The organism is Pseudomonas sp. 43(2021) (genome assembly GCF_017490805.1).
Taxonomy (GTDB): Bacteria; Pseudomonadota; Gammaproteobacteria; order Pseudomonadales; family Pseudomonadaceae; genus Aquipseudomonas.
In genome coordinates this window covers 1-491 of sequence record NZ_JAFGYJ010000351.1, presented here as the reverse complement: position 1 = coordinate 491, position 491 = coordinate 1, and the positions used below count along the sequence as shown (strand labels likewise).

1 pseudogene is annotated in these 491 nt (G+C 47.9%); it reads right to left on the bottom strand.

The window, feature by feature from the left end:
• Window positions 1-491, bottom strand: a pseudogene (locus J5M71_RS27590) (signal recognition particle protein); the annotation flags it as partial.

The following is a 491-nucleotide window of genomic DNA, read 5'->3' as shown; positions in this document are numbered from 1 at the left end:
GCTGATGCCCGATGGGTCAGATAACATTTTCATCATTTTTGCCATTTGCTTGTGCTGCTTTAACAGCTGATTGACGTGCTGTACGTCTTTACCCGCGCCTGCCGCGATACGGCGTTTACGGCTTGGGTTGATTTTATCAGGGTTTTTACGTTCAAATGGGGTCATGGAATGAATGAGTGCTTCCATTTCTTTGACCTTTTCTTCTGGTTTGGCATCTGATACCGCTTTTTGGACATCCGCACCGCTCATGCCTGGCATTTTATCCAAAAAGCCCGCCATGCCGCCCAAATTTTTCATTTGCTGGAATTGGGTTAGCAAATCCTCAAGGTCAAACTCGCCGCCTTTTTGGATTTTTTTCGCCATTTTTTCCGCTTTTTCGCGGTCAATTTTTTGCTCGACTTCTTCGACCAGTGACAGCACGTCACCCATGCCCAAGATACGCTGTGCCACACGCTCAGGGTGGAAGGGCTCAAGCGCGTCAAGTTTTTCAC